At 38.8% G+C, this 17,866-nt stretch carries 14 protein-coding genes; 6 read left to right on the forward strand and 8 right to left on the reverse strand.

All coding sequences use genetic code 11. The annotated features are described in order from the left end of the window. Positions 1-224 precede the first annotated feature (224 nt). The gene (locus FQ087_RS20370; RefSeq protein WP_149582433.1) at positions 225-1,067 is read left to right on the forward strand and encodes a glycerophosphodiester phosphodiesterase; all 843 of its coding nucleotides are present in this window, start codon (positions 225-227) and stop codon (positions 1,065-1,067) included. An 834-nt stretch (positions 1,068-1,901) separates the two neighbouring features. Then, a complete protein-coding gene (locus tag FQ087_RS20375) occupies positions 1,902-3,116 on the forward strand; it encodes a carboxylate--amine ligase (RefSeq protein ID WP_149582434.1) in 1,215 nt (404 codons plus the stop codon). Positions 3,117-3,167: 51 nt separating this feature from the next. On the opposite strand, the gene FQ087_RS20380 is transcribed toward FQ087_RS20375, so the two are convergent. The 7 genes from FQ087_RS20380 to FQ087_RS20410 all read right to left on the reverse strand — a co-directional run bounded on the left by FQ087_RS20380 (position 3,168) and on the right by FQ087_RS20410 (position 12,032). Then, a complete protein-coding gene (locus FQ087_RS20380) occupies positions 3,168-4,391 on the reverse strand; it encodes a methyl-accepting chemotaxis protein (RefSeq protein WP_149582435.1) in 1,224 nt (407 codons plus the stop codon). A gap of 114 nt (positions 4,392-4,505) precedes the next feature. Continuing rightward, positions 4,506-5,585: a DUF871 domain-containing protein gene (locus FQ087_RS20385; protein WP_149582436.1), complete on the reverse strand. Its 1,080-nt coding sequence runs from the start codon at positions 5,583-5,585 to the stop codon at positions 4,506-4,508. After that, positions 5,586-6,896, reverse strand: a complete 1,311-nt coding sequence (locus FQ087_RS20390; protein WP_149582437.1) for a 6-phospho-beta-glucosidase — start codon at positions 6,894-6,896, stop codon at positions 5,586-5,588. It abuts the gene before it with no gap. A 103-nt stretch (positions 6,897-6,999) separates the two neighbouring features. After that, positions 7,000-7,326, reverse strand: a complete 327-nt coding sequence (locus tag FQ087_RS20395) for a PTS lactose/cellobiose transporter subunit IIA (protein ID WP_149582438.1) — start codon at positions 7,324-7,326, stop codon at positions 7,000-7,002. 9 nt (positions 7,327-7,335) lie between these two features. Beyond that, positions 7,336-8,709 (reverse strand): PTS sugar transporter subunit IIC, encoded by a 1,374-nt coding sequence (locus FQ087_RS20400; RefSeq protein ID WP_149582439.1) that lies wholly within the window; start codon positions 8,707-8,709, stop codon positions 7,336-7,338. A 153-nt stretch (positions 8,710-8,862) separates the two neighbouring features. Continuing rightward, positions 8,863-9,165: a PTS sugar transporter subunit IIB gene (locus FQ087_RS20405; RefSeq protein ID WP_149582440.1), complete on the reverse strand. Its 303-nt coding sequence runs from the start codon at positions 9,163-9,165 to the stop codon at positions 8,863-8,865. Between the two features lie 194 nt (positions 9,166-9,359). Further along, positions 9,360-12,032 carry a sigma-54-dependent transcriptional regulator gene (locus tag FQ087_RS20410; RefSeq protein WP_149582441.1) on the reverse strand — a complete coding sequence of 891 codons (2,673 nt, stop codon included), beginning with the start codon at positions 12,030-12,032 and terminating at the stop codon, positions 9,360-9,362. Positions 12,033-12,349: 317 nt separating this feature from the next. Here FQ087_RS20410 and FQ087_RS20415 point away from each other — a divergent pair, with 317 nt between their 5' ends. Continuing rightward, entirely contained in the window at positions 12,350-12,961 is a 612-nt protein-coding gene (locus FQ087_RS20415; RefSeq protein WP_149582442.1) for a sterol desaturase family protein, read from the forward strand. A 240-nt stretch (positions 12,962-13,201) separates the two neighbouring features. On the opposite strand, the gene FQ087_RS20420 is transcribed toward FQ087_RS20415, so the two are convergent. Continuing rightward, positions 13,202-14,254 (reverse strand): SDR family oxidoreductase, encoded by a 1,053-nt coding sequence (locus FQ087_RS20420; protein WP_149582443.1) that lies wholly within the window; start codon positions 14,252-14,254, stop codon positions 13,202-13,204. A gap of 164 nt (positions 14,255-14,418) precedes the next feature. Here FQ087_RS20420 and FQ087_RS20425 point away from each other — a divergent pair, with 164 nt between their 5' ends. The 3 genes from FQ087_RS20425 to FQ087_RS20435 all read left to right on the forward strand — a co-directional run bounded on the left by FQ087_RS20425 (position 14,419) and on the right by FQ087_RS20435 (position 17,353). Next, positions 14,419-14,565, forward strand: coding sequence for a Fur-regulated basic protein FbpA (locus FQ087_RS20425; RefSeq protein WP_149582444.1), 147 nt, complete (start codon positions 14,419-14,421; stop codon positions 14,563-14,565). Positions 14,566-14,681: 116 nt separating this feature from the next. Continuing rightward, complete coding sequence (locus tag FQ087_RS20430) at positions 14,682-16,133, forward strand: amidase family protein (RefSeq protein WP_149582445.1); 1,452 nt, start codon at positions 14,682-14,684, stop codon at positions 16,131-16,133. A 77-nt stretch (positions 16,134-16,210) separates the two neighbouring features. After that, positions 16,211-17,353: a DEAD/DEAH box helicase gene (locus FQ087_RS20435; RefSeq protein ID WP_149582446.1), complete on the forward strand. Its 1,143-nt coding sequence runs from the start codon at positions 16,211-16,213 to the stop codon at positions 17,351-17,353. Positions 17,354-17,866: the final 513 nt, after the last annotated feature.

The following is a 17,866-nucleotide window of genomic DNA, read 5'->3' on the forward strand; positions in this document are numbered from 1 at the left end:
TTAGTAACTGGCACAGGAATACGTAATTAGTTTGCAGTTACAATCTTGAAGTTACAAATATAGATGGGCAGTATTGAATGGAATCCTTCATTCATTCAATCAGCCTAGTTGTATCTTTAAGCCTAGTTAGAATTTACAGTTGCAGGACCTTTCGCATATGATATAATAAATAAAAAGAATGATTAGAATAATCTGTATTAATCATTTGGTGTGAGGTTATAATTATGGGGGATTTTCAGAAAAAAAAGCTAGTATTCGTCTTTGTAAGTATATGTATGCTGCTTCTAGTTGGTTACGAGGCTCGACCTTTTAAAGCTGTGGATATTAATGGGATGATTAGCGTTGCGCACCGCGGCGCTTCCAATTATGCTCCGGAAAATACACAATCCTCTTTTCGAAAAGCGCTGGAGCTTGGGGCGGATTTCTTAGAATGTGATATTCATCTATCAAAAGATGGAGAGTTAATCATTATGCATGACGACAAGGTGGATAGGACAACAAATGGTTCTGGCTATGTGAAAAACTTCACGCTTGCCGAATTGAAAGAGCTAGACGCAGGAGGGGAATTTCATTCGTCTTTTGCAGGTGAAAAAATCATTACTTTAAATGAATTGCTCGATGAGTTTTATGGAGAGACTGGTTTATTAATAGAGATTAAGAAACCGGCCATGTACCCGGGAATCGAAGAGAAAGTAGCAGTGTTGTTAAATGAATATAAGGATTTGGACAGCATTATTGTTCAATCTTTCGATATCGAATCGATGAGGACAATGAACAAATTGCTTCCGGAATTAGAAGTGGCCCTACTCATGAAACCATCCATTCAATCTCTGTCGCTTCAAAAAATAATTGACCTGACATCCTTTGCAACATACATTAACTTTAACGTCTCCTATGTCAATCAACGCGTTATCGATCAAATTCATAATCAAGGCGGAAAAGTATTAGTTTGGTCTACGAAAGATCAGGGATGGGTGAACAAAGCTTATCAATACGGAGTTGATGGCATTATTACAGATTTTTCAATTTGGCCGGTCGAGAGTCCCATTCAGCTGGTGCAAGATTAGTCAATAGTATCACGTCTGTTGATTAACCATATAGTTGCATAAAATACTGGTGAGAAGGGTTTGATAAACACCATTTTAACTGGGCTATTTTCGGACTGCTTTCGGCTAACTATTCATGACAGATTTACTGTGGGTCCGAGTGTGGCTAGAAGTGACTCCGTCACTTCTAGCCACACTCTTTTTCATTAATACTGTTACGAATCGTTGCCTGTTGCGTTCCTACAATGTTCAAGTGAAAAATTCTGTTGCTTTGAAAGAAAAGAATAGATGACATTCTATGGAAAGTGTAAGTGCCCGAAGATACAATTTCGGGCACTCTTGCAGTATTGTACAATGTGTTCCTTGCTTACTTTTAGCAGAGATTATGCATTTAATCATGTGATGTCTTATAGAAAGTGACACATCTTTAAAATAAATAAGAAAAAACCATAGAGAAAGCATCAGCCGCCAAAATTGTATCTTTGGCGGCTTTTCTCCCGGTAAGAAGCCAGCTATTCTTTCGTCCCAAAAATCTTAAGTACTCTGTGTACTTAATCATTTGAAGCGCGACGGATGGAGGACAAATATATGACACCTCGGTAATCGTACTAGAAGTCATCCAAATCCAAAGCGTTCCAAAAGCGCAACTATACAAATAGTGGCCGGCGGGGAATTACGTTACTTACTGGTTATTTTTGGTTGATCAACAGATGTGCAATAGTACAAAAAGAAATCCAGTATCAGCCTAAATGGTGGAGACTGGATTTTCTAATTTGGAAACTCATAATTGGCTTTCTTGACATTGAAAATCAAGAGCCATACACTTATGAGTAGAAAAGATAGTTGGAGGATAAAATGACAAATAATAATTTCATACCAATCATTATCGGGACAGACATGAATGCATACAACATGGCGATTTCATTCCATGAGGAGTATGGCATCAAACCAATTCTAGTAGGAAAAGAACCTTTATCATTTACTAGTTTAAGTTCAATTATAAAGACCATAGAACTCAATCCTAAACTTCCTGAAAAACAAATATTCGTAAGCTTCTTGAAAGAGGTTGCAGTGAAGTATGCTGAACCGGGGAAAAAAATGTTGCTCATTGGAACGAATGATCTTTACGTCCGGATGATTATTGAAAATGCGGACGAGCTGAAAAGTCATTTCGTATTTAATTATATTTCAGAACCACTTATGAACGATGTGCTCGTAAAATCGAATTTCTATAAGTTATGTGCTGAACACGGCATCGAAGCTCCAGCGACATATTACTATTCTTGTCGGGATGAAAATCCTTTCTCAGAAAAGGTAATGTTCCCAATCATTATCAAGCCAAGCAATGGAGTCGAGTATTATAAGAATCCGTTTACAGGCATGGAAAAAGTGTATAAGGTTGATTCCTACGATGAAGTCCAGAAAGTTATTGAAAAAATAAAAGCGAGCGGCTATCAAGAGGACCTCATTATCCAGGATTATATTCCAGGGGACGATACATACATGTGGGATTCAGTGTTCTATATGAACAGCCAAGGGAAAGCTGAACTGATTACGTTTGCTCAAGTTGTGCTACAAGAGCATACCGTCACTGCAATAGGTAATTATACAGCGCTCATTACTCGATATAATGAAGAAATTATGTTGAAACTCAAAGGCTTCCTTGAAGCACTGAACTACGTCGGCTACGCGAACTTTGATTTGAAGTATGACGAGCGGGATGGTAAGTTCAAAGTGTTTGAAGTGAATATACGACAAGGACGGTCGAGTTACTATATCACTGCTTGCGGGCATAATATGGCAAAGTACTTGGTCGATGATGTCATCCATGGTCAACAGAAAGAGCTGACGCTACTAAATGAAAAATTCCTATTCACTGTCGTACCTAAAATCGTACTAAAGAAATTTGTATCTAACCAAGAAGTACTTAAAGATGTGAAAGCATTGCTTCGAGCAGGGAAGTATGGCAATCCTTTGTTTTATAAAAAAGATCATAATTTCAAGCGGAAGCTGTATTTATTCGCTAGACAGATTAATTACTACCGTAAATATAAAAATAGTACATGGTAAAACAATCCCCTATACGAAACGTATAGGGGATTGTTTTAGTGTTGGGGTCTTTTAAGATTCCACTATCGAATCTAACTGCATGCTAATTTGGCTTAGACTGCCGGCGGACTCTGCAATCATGGCAATCATATTGTTTTGTTTTTTTATGGATGAAGTAATATTTTCTACGGATGTTGCGGTTTGCTGAGAAACACGGGATGAGTTTTGTATAGCAATCGTTATCGTCTGATTTTGTTCAGTCACTTTTTTTAGTTCATCATTTAAGGTATCGATTGCTTCAATGGTTTGTGTAACGGCTTGGCGAATGGCGATAAATTCTTTTTCCGTTGCTTTTACGGACTCGTCAAGTTGTTTAGAATGGGCAATGGTTTCGGTCATTGTTAGGACAGTCTTTTCTGTTTCGTGTTCAATGCTAGCAATCATTTTTTGAATTTGTTGTGTCGAAGTATTCGACTGCTCCGCTAATTTACGTACTTCGCTCGCAACAACAGCAAATCCCTTCCCATGCTCGCCTGCCCTTGCTGCTTCTATGCTTGCGTTTAGTGCCAATAAATTCGTTTCTGAGGAAATACTTTTGATCGTTTCAGTTATCCGGGAAATATCCAATGTTTTATTATATAATGCTGAAATACTTACACTAATTTGATCTGAAGCGTGTAAAGATTCTTCATTGGATTGTTTAAGCTGAGCAACTATCTTTGCTCCTTTTTGTGTTGCTACTTCTGAATTTGTTGTCACTTGTCTAATGATCTGATTTTGTTGATTCATCATATCAATCGATTCGTTCATCATCTTTACTCGTTCACTGACGATTTCCATATCTGTGACCTGATGCAAGACTTCGTGGGAGATGCCAAGGATGGCGCTGTTAATATCAACACTACTGGCTGAGGTTTCTTCGGAAATGGCTGTAAGCTCTCCTGCAGACAATATGACATGCATACTCGCATCACTCACCTGTCGGAAAAGCACCTCAGTGTTATTTGAAAGGCTATGAATGACTAGATGTAGCTTTTCGATATCATCCGTAGTATTTAAACAATCTATCTTGGATAGCGATGATGCCTCTAACGCTGTTTGAGCCAATAAAGTAAATGTTTTCGCGAAAATTAAATAGAATGCCAGTATGCTCAAAATCACAAGTATGCCAATCGCTAAATAGGTAAGAAGTAAACCTTCCCATTGTGCAAAAAGAGAGGCAGCTCCTCCGACGATTAATAAAAGGACACTATGAACAGTTATTAGTTTTATGAATAAAGAATTTTTAATAAGCATTATTTTCACTCCAGACTTTTTCCCTGTAGGATAAAATAGTTAAATACTATCAGATAGTGCTTGTGAAAAAACGGTGTCAGACTTGGAGAAATCAGTGCCTGACACCGCTAAAGATTACTTTTCGATTAGCTTAAATTTTTGCCAAGGTTGAATCTGATCTAGTAAAAACTGTTCCTCTTTGTCAACTGTTGCGATAATGTTTGTGTTTCCACTGTTCTCCATAGGAGAGAGGGCAACATGGAGTTCGCCTTTGTAACGCTCATAACCAGAGTTATCGATCGTGACACTTCCACGCGTGATTGCATCTGTATCGTGAGCAGGGAAGTCATGTTGTTGATAGAGAATACGACTTTGCGTAGAACGGATAACATATGCGGAAACATCTCCACGGTTGAAGTGTGGATTTTTTAACACAATTTCCTTCTCCATCTGTGTAGTTTGTTCTTTAAAGTCCACCTTTAATTCTATTAAATAGCGGTTGAGTACTGATAAACTTTTCAACTCTTCGTCTGAAGCAAAAGCATTACCGATTATCAAATCATCGATTAAATTTGTTTGAAAGAAATCCTTAGCTTGAACATCAATTGGTAAATAGCGATGTTCTTCAAGTGTAGGAAGGCCCTCTTGAACTGGCCATGGTCCAAACGCTGCGTCTCTTGAAGAAATCATTGCTGCTGTACGTATGCCGTTTTCTTTATATTGGGCAGAGCATTTGAGGAAATGCTCTCTTGAGAGACCTGTATAGCGTCGAGGGTAAAAATTGTGGCAACCAATTATTTGTTGTTTGTTCGGTTGGTAGGAAAGAATGTTTTCAAGGTATTTCGTTCCTTGACTCATATTCAATTCAATGGAAAGCCCATAGTCATTGAAAGACATGACGCTTTCTTCTAATCCTGAAAAACCGAGGTCAAGCCTTAGCCCGGATAGGCCGAGTTCCTTGAAATACGATAAATCTTTATAGGAAAGATTTTTATCTTCGAAAACGGATGGACTGACATCCGCAATTACTTCAAATCCGAGTTCATTTGCCTTTTTTAATAGAGTTTGGAGTTGTTGGGTATCTTGTTCATTTGTTGCAGACATTAAACAGGTGAACATGCGTGTGAAACCATAGAAGCTAGCCTTTTCCATGTAGTTGAGGAGTTCTTTTTCTGTCCCGTATTGTGGATAAATTGAAATTCCGAGTTTTCTCATTTACACTGGCTCCTTCATTAAAAACTGTGGTAAATAGGCTTGGTTGACTTCCAGTAACTCATCTAGCAATAACTTAGCGACCTTACTGGAGGGGACAAATGGATTAGTTGTTAAGGCAAGCAACGCTTTATGCTTATTTCCTGTCACAGCAGCTTCGATTGTTAATTGTTCAAATGCTTTTATCTGTTGGATTAAGCCGTTCAATTCAGGAGGTAATTTACCAACTTGAATAGGCTGTGGTCCCTCACTATTGACAACACAAGACACTTCTATCACAACATCATCCGGGAGATCTGTAATAGTTCCATTATTGGGGACGTTCACCGTATGAATGGCATGGTCATTGGTAACAATAGATGCAATTAGAGAGATGGCAGCTTCTGAATAAAGTGAACCGCCTCGTTCTTCCAATTCTTTCGGTTTGACGTCTAAATTGGGATTCTTATAGGTTTCAAATAATCCCTTTTCTATGACCTTCACCTGTTCAGCACGCGTCCCTCTGAGTTCTGCAGCTTCTTTTTCTTCAATCAACATTTCATCCATCATGTAGTAATAACGATGATAGGGGCATGGCAAAGCGTTTATCGCTTGCAAAAACTCTTTATCCCAAGGTGCATCATGAATGTTGCGCATATTCATATTGCGGCCCTCAGCGATACGCTCGATGAGTGCACTCATTTTATCTTCACCGTTGACGAATACCTTTGTTGCATAGACAAGATGGTTTAATCCGGCGAAGGACATGTTTAGGTTATCCCGATCAACTTCTAAAATAGTTGCAGTCATTTGTTTCATATTAATGGGCACATTACAGAGACCAATAGCTTTGACAGTTGTGTACTTATGAATTGCTTCTGTTACCATTCCTGCTGGGTTGGTAAAGTTAATCAACCAGGCATCATTTGAGTATTGTTCAATTTCCTTACAAATCTCTAGGATGACGGGAATCGTACGAAGGGCTTTTGCAAATCCTCCAGGCCCGACAGTTTCTTGACCAATCACATCGTATTTAAGTGGGATACGTTCATCATTTGCCCTTGCATCAAGACCGCCGACTCGAAATTGTGTTAATACAAAATCTGCATTTGTAATTGCTTTAATACGATCAAAGGTAAGTACAATGGTGATGGGAAGGCCGCTTTTTTTTATCATTCTCTCTGCAAGAGAACCAACAATTTCAAGTTTTTCTTTCCCTGCTTCAATATCAACCAAAACGATTTCATCTACTTTTATTTCAGTCGCCCGAAGAATAATACCTTCGATTAGTTCAGGTGTATAGCTACTGCCACCCCCGATTACAGCGATTTTCATAGTTGATCCCTCCGATATCTATAGTATTTGTATGAATTTCATAGTCAAAAAGAAGAGAAGGGAGCAATCAGTAAAGTAACTGAATTCCTCCCAAAGGGTAATTCTATTGTTCAGGTTTTTGGGCAGCACTCATAGTCTCGTATAATGCTATAAATTCACCTGCAAGATCTTTAAATGTAATAGCATTCATAAGATGATCTTGTGCATGAATTAGCAGTAGGGAAGTTTCCACTTTCTCGCCACGAATTTCTGACTGTATTAAATATGTTTGGACACGATGCGCACTACTCATTTCTTCATTTGCTCTTTCAATTAGCTCATTAGCTTGTTCGAAATTGTTTGCCTTTGCAGCTTGAATTGCCTCAAAGGCAGTGCTTTTTGCGTTCCCGCTATAAAGAATGATCTGCATGATTTGCTCTTCTATGCTCATAACTGTTCACTACTTCCTGCTAGAGAATAATGGTTTTTCTTCTGGTTGTAATGTTGGTACATCTTGTTGTGACGAAGCTTCAGCTTGTTGATGAGATGCAACCTCCTTTTGTGATGCTAATTCTTCTTGAAGTTTTTTCACTTCAATTCTTTCTGCAACTTTAACAAATGGTAGATATATCACTATTGAAATGACTAAGTTCACACCGGCCAATACAGCCCCTTTCCAAGACCCTGTTGCTAAAAATCCTCCAATAACAGGCGGCGTGGTCCACGGAATCAGGTTAACCGTTTTTGGAACAATTCCAGTTGCAATCATAATATAACTAAATATTACCAGAACAACAGGCGTTAAAATAAAGGGGATGATTAACAATGGATTTAACACAATCGGGAAACCAAATAGAATTGGCTCATTAATATTAAATATACTAGGTCCCGCGCTTAATCCAGATATATTGCGATAATGTTTATGGCGACGACCTGCAATGAATATTGCAATAATCAAACCAAGTGTTGCACCTGTACCCCCTAAATACATAAAGGCGTCAAAGAATGGCTTTGTCACGATATAAGGAATTTCTATTCCTGCTTCAAGTGCTTTTATATTTGCTTCAATTGCAGGTAAATAAACAGCTTGCATAACCGGCTCCATTACATTTCCGCCATGAAGTCCGAAGAACCAAAGAACATGGATGATTAATGCAATCACAACGGCCGAGACAGGTGTGTTCGCCAATTTGGATACTGGCTCCTGTAATGCATTGAAGAACGCTTGATGGATATCAGGCATGCCCGCTACTATAGTGAATACTTTAATAAGGCCAAATATACTTATTGCAATCATTGCTGGAAATAAAGCTGCAAATGATTTTGAAACCGCTGGCGGAACGCTCGGAGGCATCTTCATTACGAGCCTCTTATTGCCAAGTAATCTAGTGAAAATTTCAGTTGAAACGATTGCTATAATAATAGCAATAAATAAACCTTGTGATCCGGCCCAAACTAATGGCAATCCTGAGCCCTCCGCAATGGGTGTTGTAATCGCTATTAAAGAAGCAAAAGAGACAATCCCGGCTGACAGACCATCCTTATCGTATGAACGGGCAAGTTGATAGGAAATTGTGAAGGCGGTAAGTAACGAAACGATTGCGAATGTCCCTGTCCAAACGGCACCACCGAATTGTTTCCATGTATCACCGCCAAAAATCATTCCCATAAAGTTCTGGTATGCCTCAATCGGCAAATTGTTGAAAAGAGTAACCATCGAACCTAAAATCATTAATGGCATGATAACAACGAAGCCATCACGAATAGCAGCTAGGTGACGTTGAGCTCCAATGCGGCCACCAATTTCCATAAACTTATCCATTTTTCCGTTCATTGTTTTATCCCCTTTTATTCTCTCTTAGAATTAAGAAAGAACGGATTTTTATTTAGTATTACGTTAATTTAGACAAAAGATCAGAAATTCGATAGTCCTCTGAATAACTCCCCATACGATCTTTTTACCTTTGGAAAAGCTAGCAGCATATGTTTATAGCAGTGCGAGCCCCTTTGCAAGAACGGATTCGCCATTCATTGTGCCGTAATCGATACTTTCGATTACTTGAACTGGGATGTTTTTTCCTTCAACTGCTTTTTCGATTTTCTTTTTCAGATAACGCACTTGCGGTCCTAATAGTAGAACGTCAATTGTATCGAAGTGTCTAGCAGACTCTGCTTCCGAAACTGCAAAAATTTTAACATCCAGACCCTGGGCCTTTGCTGCCGCCTCCATTTTTGTCACTAGTAAGCTAGTAGACATTCCTGCTGAACAAACGAGCATGATGGTTTTCACTGTCTATTTCTCCCCATTTCCTATTTTTATGATTCAAGTAAATATCGATAGCACTATATTTACTTGTACGCCTGTTTAATATGCAAGAAGCGTGCCAACTTATTTTCATGTAAACGCTGTCTTTTTGCGGTTTTTTGATTACACACATAAAAGTGAGGTGTGTAAACTTTCACACACCTCACTTTTTAGGGTACTTATGTTGAGATACGATTGTTTTCTATGAACATTTTATAAATATGCATCTGTTCACTTCCCGCAAAGGTGATATCATATTCGGTCTCTAAACTGTGTAAGGTAGTTTTCACAATTGTGAGCTTATCTACATGTTCTTGATAAAATTTTTCGGGATTCAGAAATGGTCGTGCTGGTTGATTTAATCTCATGTTTTCAATAAGAAAAGCTAAATGAAGGATTATGCCAGTATCGACCCCAGTATCTAATGTGACGCCTAATTGTAATTCGAGTTTAATTACAGTTTTTTGCAAAAGTTGTATCAAACGAGAGACAGAGGGAATCATTTTAAAGTGATTTTCAAGTGCCTCTACCATCTCGCTATAGGGCTCATGATTACCAATTACATTTTCTAATCTTTTTAAATGATGATCTTGGAAAATTTCAGTGGGCGAAAAGTAAGGTATATTGAAGTATTCGAATTGTACAGTTCCAGCAATTGCTAATATGTTATATTCCTCTAGTAATTGTTCGATTTTTTCAGTGAAAGATTGGCGATGGAGAAATTGCAAAGAAATAAGTTCAATATTTTTTCCTTTAACGATTTTTTGTAACTGTTCTTTAATCTTTTTAGCGACACCATCGCCTGTGAAACAAGCTGTAACGATGGCCTTTTTGGATGGTTTCGGCAGGGATGCCGACGAACTGAACTGATGTTCAAGTAATTGCTTACTGCTATGAAAGATATCTTCCAAGCTTCTTCCTAATGAAGCTTTGCGAATCGCTTCCATCACTACAGGTGTACTTGCCATTGATACAGTTTTTGTTTTAATGCCCATCTCTTCAAAAATCATATGGCCAAAGGAAGAAAGCGAGCCCATATCTACAAGGAATAAGACTCCTTTTGTGGGTTTCAGATCATGAATTGCACTTTTGACAAGTTCATACATATCCCTTGCATCCATTGAAAGTGGCATATCAAAAGCCTTTCCGAGACGAACGCCTAATAAATCTTGAACAGTCGTCAACATACTGGATGCAGTCGAGTTTCCGTGCATCACGACGATAATGACGACTTTGTGTTCTTGTGTGTACATGTTTTCCTCGATTTCTGGCACTAAAAACATAGTAATAAACCCGATTTCGTCTAGTGGAATTTCTACTCCTACTTCATTACCTATCATTTGTGCGATTTCAATAGCGACTTTGAATTCTTTTGGATATTTTTTATGGATCTTATTTAAATTGGGATGAGAGATCGAGTTGTTCTGTTCGATTCGCTCAATCGTTCTTTGTAGATGAAGTGCAAAAGCAAATTTCATTTTTTTCTTAAAGGAACGATTTAATTCTAGTTCTGCAAAGTTGTAAACTTTATCAGTGATTTCTAAAATTTGGTTAATGACCATTTCTTTTAAACCGACTTGTGGTAAATGATCAATGTACTCATTAAAATATTCATTGAAATCAACAAGTAGCTCTGTTTGAATCTCTTTATCGTTCTTTCCCTCTTCATGGAGCTGTTTTAACTTATTCTCCATGTTTTGATAAAGACTTTCCTCGTGTTGTTGGTCAACATGGTCATTACTTTCAGCTTTATGGGAAAAAGTGAAAACTTTCTTTTCCGTATCAATGAGTCTATCCATTTTTTCTCGATATTGTTTAACGTCGAGTAACCCTTTTTGAACATGGATTGATAGATCGTTCTGCCGAATTAGGATGTTTGATGTTTGATTTGATATATAATGTAAAAAAGATTTTGCACAAGCAAGTTTTAAATCACGCTGTAATTGACCGATATTAGCAGTCGTATGATAAAGCAAAAATGCGGTTAGTGCATGCCTTTCGACGTAGATGGTTTCGTTCAAAGATCCTGATTCCTGGATAAGAAAGTGTTCGATTAGATGATAACGCTCCTCAAATTGCCGTTCCTCTAGGGAGGGCAATGTTATCGTCATTGGAATCCTTCTTGTGAAAGTTTCAAGCAAAAAAGATTCCGGAGATTCCGTCGTAGCCCCGATGATTTGGACAGAAGCGGTCTTCGTTACTTCACTATCTCCTAAGCTTCGAAATTCCCCTTTATCGATGAATGTAAATAGCATTTCTTGCCCTTCAGGAGACAACCGATGGATTTCGTCCAAAAATAAGACACCTTTGTCAGCTTTTTCTATTAATCCTATCCGGTTTTCCGTGGCCCCAGTAAAAGCACCTTTTTTAACTCCAAAAATATGTCCGAACAACAGCTGGGGATTTTGAGCATAATCCGCACAATTGAATTGAACGAAAGGGGCCTTCTCTTCAATGCTTTGCGATTCAACTGAATAGTTATACATGATTTTTGCGAAAAAGGACTTTCCCGTGCCCGTTTTACCTAGAATTAAAGTGTGCAACCCCCTAGGTGGGTAATGGATCGCGGCTTTTGCTTGTTGCACGGAAATTCTCAAGCTTCCTTCCGCACCGATTAATTGATAAAAAGCATCATGATTTGGCTCTGCCTGTTTAGGGGTTGGTGATAACTCCTTATAAAAATAGAGTGTTGGTTTCCCGCTTGTTTTTTCGATTAAACCATCTCTGTGAAGTTCATTTAAATATCTACTGACATTTGAACGATCAAGTTGAAGATGTTCTGCTACTTCGTTAGCAGAAACGGTACTCTTTACTTTTTCAATATAATAAAAAATATCATTTTTACGGCTCATATAATCCCTCCTCAACCGACTTGATTATTTAGATTAATACGAACAGTTAGGTAGTTACAGCATTTCTATCATGGTATCACAAACAAGTTAAATCAGATAGAAGACTTAGACAAAGTTTCATTCTGCTGGAATTTTTAACTCATAGGAAAACTGCAATAATGTACATATGACCAATAATGGAAGTCTAGGATTAAAATGATAAAAATTACTATCGATTTAAAAAATTATGGGATAATTATTTTGAAACTGAATGATGTTTATACTGTTGAGTTATCGGAATTATCGATATATAATTACGAGAAAGGGGGATGATTGTAATGAAGAAATATCTAAAGGAATTTGGAACTTTCCCTGACATCACTGTTATGATACTTATTTTGGTAATTTGTGTTTCTTTAACCGTGCCACATATATTCCATCTTTGGACGTGGGTTGCTTTAGGTGCGGGAATGCTGACGTATGCAACCAGTGAATATATGGTGCACCGGTTTTTATTTCACATTAAAACTCCGGAAAATCCGTTCATGCTGAAGATGATAAAACGATTACACTATGATCATCATATTGATCCGGATGATTTAAAATTATTATTTTTACCGATATGGTTCAGCATTCCGGGATTTATCATTTATGGGCTTATTGTTTTCTCAATAACGGGGAGCGTGAGTATGACAGCAGCATACGCGACGGGCTTGGTGGCTTACTTCCTCTTTTATGAATGGAAACATTACATCGCTCATAAGCCGATACAACCTCGTACGAAAATGGGGAAAAATATTAAGAAGCATCATCTTTTGCATCACTTTAAAAACGAGAATTACTGGTTCGGCGTCACACATACTTCATTCGACAAATCGTTAGGAACCTTTAAAGAAAATAAGGATGTTGAAAAGAGTCCGACTGCACGTAATTTGGAAAATAGAATCTGAACAGAACAGAACAGAACACTAATTTTCCTAGTTATTTCAGCTATTAAAACTAAATTTAAGTACTTGTCCTTAGATTCAAGGCATAACATAATCGCACATTATTTTGTCGAATCATTTACATTGAAAATACAGACACCACGAGTATGGAGAGTGAAACTTTTTATTAGAGATTCTTTGCATATAAAAAGGGACGAAACCATAACGGTATTCGTCCCTTTCATATTTTAGTGAAATGAATTTCTAAACAGCAAAGTAAGCTTCAATGATTAACTTTGTAGTTTGTTCGTCCATATCCAAATGCCTAACTTCAGTTCCTTCAATAAGTTGCTGTGTGTTGCTATCATCGAAATCGAATGAACGGGATAAGTAGGCGTAGAATACGCTAATCATGCCGTTCAGCCTTTCTTCGTCAGGTGTCAGCATTCCTGGTTCTGCGCTCTCGATGATTTCTAATTGATGGAAATCAAGTGCGTTTTTGATGAGCGATAAAAGATCGTAATTCGTCGCTGGCGAGGGGTTCGTGATGTTGTAAACCTTGCCGGCTTCTGCTTTACTTGCAGCCAACGCCAAAATGTCAGCGACGTAATTTACAGGAACAAGGTTCGATGTTGCACTTTTACTCCCGACGACACGATAAATAGTATTAGCCTTGTCAGGAGATCTAGCGATACGACGCTTGAACACATCAAGTGCTCTCATAAAACCGTAAAGCGTGAACTCGGAATCAGCTTCGCCTGTTTCTGAGTCACCAACAATAATTGAAGGTCGGAATATGGATACATCCATATAATCGGAATAGGAAAGGGCAAGATGTTCTGATTTCACTTTGCTCTCCTCGTATGGGTTATGAATGTTCGCATCTATTGGATAAAGCGATTCTATACCGTGCGTGCGTTTCCCGACTGTATAAGCCGTGCTGATATAAATAAATTGATTTACTTCAAATAGCTTTGCAAGTTCGAGTGCGTTTTTTGTACCACCGTAATTGACTGCAAAGAGCTCTTCACGTAATTCCTCATCGAATTTTACGAGAGCTGCGATGTGATAAAAAAGATCTACTTTGCCTTTCAGTTCTTGAATAACATCGTCAGAGAGTCCGAATAGCGGTTGTGTAATATCGCCATTTAAAAGCTGGATTCTACTAGCGGCATTTCCTGAAAGTCCCGCAATAAGTCGTTCAGCTTTTTCCATATCCCGTACAAGTACAAATAATGTATGATCAGTCGTCTCGAGTAAGTTATTTAGTAATTTACCTCCAAGAAAACCAGTAGAACCTGTTAAGAAAATTGTCAATCTAAATCCCTCCATGAGTAGGACAGAAATTATCTCCATCCAATTGCTATTCTAATTATCACATATATGCTGGCTGATGTGAAAAATTAGCGGTTTTTATGTTTGAAATAAGGTCATTAGGGGAATTGAAGTTGTTGATTCAACTTCAAGGAGGAACAAACAGCATGAGAAAGACAGAAGAAACACAGATGGATGTAAAGAAAGAGAAAATCATTCAGAGACTAGTGAAAAGTGGAGTTTTTAAACTACATGGAAAACAACTATACGAACTCTCACTCTATGCACTTATGAAAGCATATAATAGGTACTGAATAATATCGTACCGGCTCGAACAAGTCCATAAGCAGGCTATTTTTTGGGATAATGTCTTATCTTAATCCAGTTGAGGTAAACTAGTGTTACAAGATATGGATTGGAGGAGGATAAGATGTTAGATGACAAGTTGAAAAAACTTCAAAGCAAGTGGCTAGATGAAGCAACAATTTCTGCTATGCAGGCGAAGATGAGCAGCGGAGAGTTATCAGCTGAAGAGCTTACTTTTATGTATATTGACATAATTTCATATAGGAATAAAAATATAAATGCAGTCCTCGAATTGAATCCGCAAGCTGTACAGATTGCCAGAGAACTTGACTTAGAGCGATTGGAAAAAGGGGCACGTTCGCTTCTTCATGGAATTCCGATATTATTGAAAGACAATATGGGGACTAATGACATGATGCACACGAGCTGCGGGTCACTTGCGCTAAAGGATTTTTATGCTGCTGAAGATGCTTTTCTTGTTAAGAAATTACGTGATGCGGGAGCCGTTATTCTCGGTAAGACAAATATGACAGAGTGGGCGAATTTCATGTCCGACCGGATGACGAACGGTTGGAGCTCGCGCGGAGGACAAGTAAATAATCCCTATGGAATATTCTGTGTCGGAGGATCGAGCTCGGGAGCTTGTGCAGGAATTGCTACAAATATGGCAGTTGTGGCTATTGGTACGGAGACATCGGGATCAATCATTAATCCATCAGCGCAGAACTCGCTCGTTGGCATTAAACCGACTGTAGGAACAATCAGCCGTACAGGGGTGATACCTTTGTCGTGTACACAAGACACTCCAGGACCAATGGCGAGGACTGTGCAAGATGCAGCAATTACGTTTAGTCTGCTAATTGGCTCAGACCCAGAAGACCCCGTTACAGCAGGGGCATCTCGTTTAGAAGGGGTAGACTGGATAGCTACTCTCAATACAAGAGCGCTTGAAGGTGTTCGTCTAGGCGTGGCACGTACTATTTTTGAACGAGAGGCATCGACTGAACGTTTAATCCTTTTTAATGCTGCTCTCAAAGAACTTGAAGCTGCAGGTGCCGTAATCATAGATGATATGGATCTGGGTACAATGGAAAATGATCTTGGTTATAATGTGCTACTCTATGAATTCAAAGCGACCTTGAATTCGTATCTTGGGAAAACTCCTGTTACAAATTCGATTCGTACATTGTCCGATATTATCGACTTCAACAATGAACATGCAGAAGAAACGTTAAAATTTGGTCAAGTGATGCTGGAAAAAGTGGAGCGAACAAGCGGAACACTGACAGAACGAGCTTATATAGAGGCGCTACTGAGAAATCGTCATCTTGCAGGTGACATTGCACTTGGAAAAGCGTTGGATGAACACAACGTTCAAGCACTGGTATTTCCCCAAAATCACGGATGCAGTTTTGGCGCAGCTGCGGGATATCCTTCAGTTACTGTACCGGCTGCCTATTCCGAAGCAGGTGAACCATTCGGAATCACTTTTTCTGGGAAAGCATTTACTGAACCTAAACTAATTGGCTATGCCTATGCATTCGAACAGCGTGTCAACGCAAGGCGAAAACCTTAATCAGTTTTGTCAGAAATAGAGTGTACAAGAGCCACTTATGATAAACTGAAAGGAATAGAGTGAAAGTAGGGATAATGATGTCCTTCTTAGAAAATATGGACGAAATGTTTAAAGAAAAATGGAAGTTTGAGTACGAGATGCCAATCCAGGAGAAAATGATTCCAGAAATGTTGGCAGGACAAGATATCGTAGCAGAGTCACCGACTGGGTCAGGTAAGACACTTGCATTTGTATTACCACTTCTGCAACTGGTTGATGGTGATAAAAAACAAACGCAGGCGCTTATTATCACGCCATCACAGGAACTGTCGATGCAAATTGTTAACGTTATTAGAGAATGGGTAACAGGAACAGGTATCACGGTTACACAATTAATTGGCGGAGCAAATATGCAACGTCAAATTGAGCAATTGAAGAAAAAACCAACGATTGTTGTTGGAACACCTGGCCGCTTGGCTGAACTTGTCAAGGTTAGAAAGTTAAAAATGCACGATATTCGTCATATAGTTCTTGACGAAGGTGATCAGCTCCTTACTCGCGATCATCGCGTCACTGTGAAGAATATGATTGAAGCGGCAAATCCAGAGAGACAAGTTGTTGTCGTCTCCGCAACAATAACAGATGAAATTGAAATTGTTGCAAGTAAGTTTATGACTGATCCAATCCGCATCCAAGTTGGCGCTGAAGAAATGCCGAAATCCGGTGAGGTCGTCCATTCATTTGCGAAGACTGATGCGCGGGACAAAACGGATGTATTGCGTGGGATTTCTTATTTAAAGGAAATTCGTGCTCTTGCATTTATTAATAATGTGGATCAGCTTCGTATGAAAGAAATGAAGCTTAAGTATAATGAAGCACCGATTGCAGTTCTTCATTCAGAAATGACGAAATTTGAGAGGCAAAAAACATTAGAAAGTTTCCGTAAAGGCGAGTTGAAAATTTTGATAGCAACTGATCTTGCTGCACGGGGCCTTGACATTGATGGCTTAACACATGTTATCCACATCGACGTGCCACATACCGTTGAACAATATTTACACCGTTCAGGCAGAACCGGACGGGCAGGCGGAGACGGAGAAGTGTTGACACTGTTGTCATACCCAGAAGAACGGGATTACCGTAAGTTGACTAAGGGAATTAAAACCGTCCAAAAAGTGTGGTATAAAGGTCATCTTGCAGAAGGAAATTCAAAAACGATTGCAGCTCCTAAAAAGAAATAAGACAAGCGCAAGAAGTCTATATATGTTAAATAAATAACACGTCTGTTAATTAACTGAAAATAACCAGTAAATAACTTAATTACGACCCCGGCCGCACTTGTATAGTCGCGCTTTGGGGTCGCTTTGGATTGAATGACTTCTAGTACGATAACCGATAGATCTGGATGTGTAGGGATGCGACTTTGTCGCATCCCTACACATTTTTTTCGGTAATCGAATGGTTGTCCTTCATACGTCGGGCACTTACACTCTCCATAGAATGTCATCTATTCTTTTCTTCCAAAACAACCGCATTTTTCACTTGAACATTGGAGGAACGCGACAGGCAACTATTCACATCAGGAGTCCTAGTAAATCTGTCACGAATAGGTAACCGAAAGCAGTCCGAAAAAATTTCAGTGAAAATGGAGGTTATTAAGCACTTCTCGCCAGTATTTTTTGCGAATATATGGTTAATTAACAGACGGGAATTCATAAGTACTTATGTATCGAGCGAAAGCGCCGTAGAAGGTG

This window comes from Sporosarcina sp. ANT_H38 (genome assembly GCF_008369195.1).
Taxonomy (GTDB): domain Bacteria; phylum Bacillota; class Bacilli; order Bacillales_A; family Planococcaceae; genus Sporosarcina.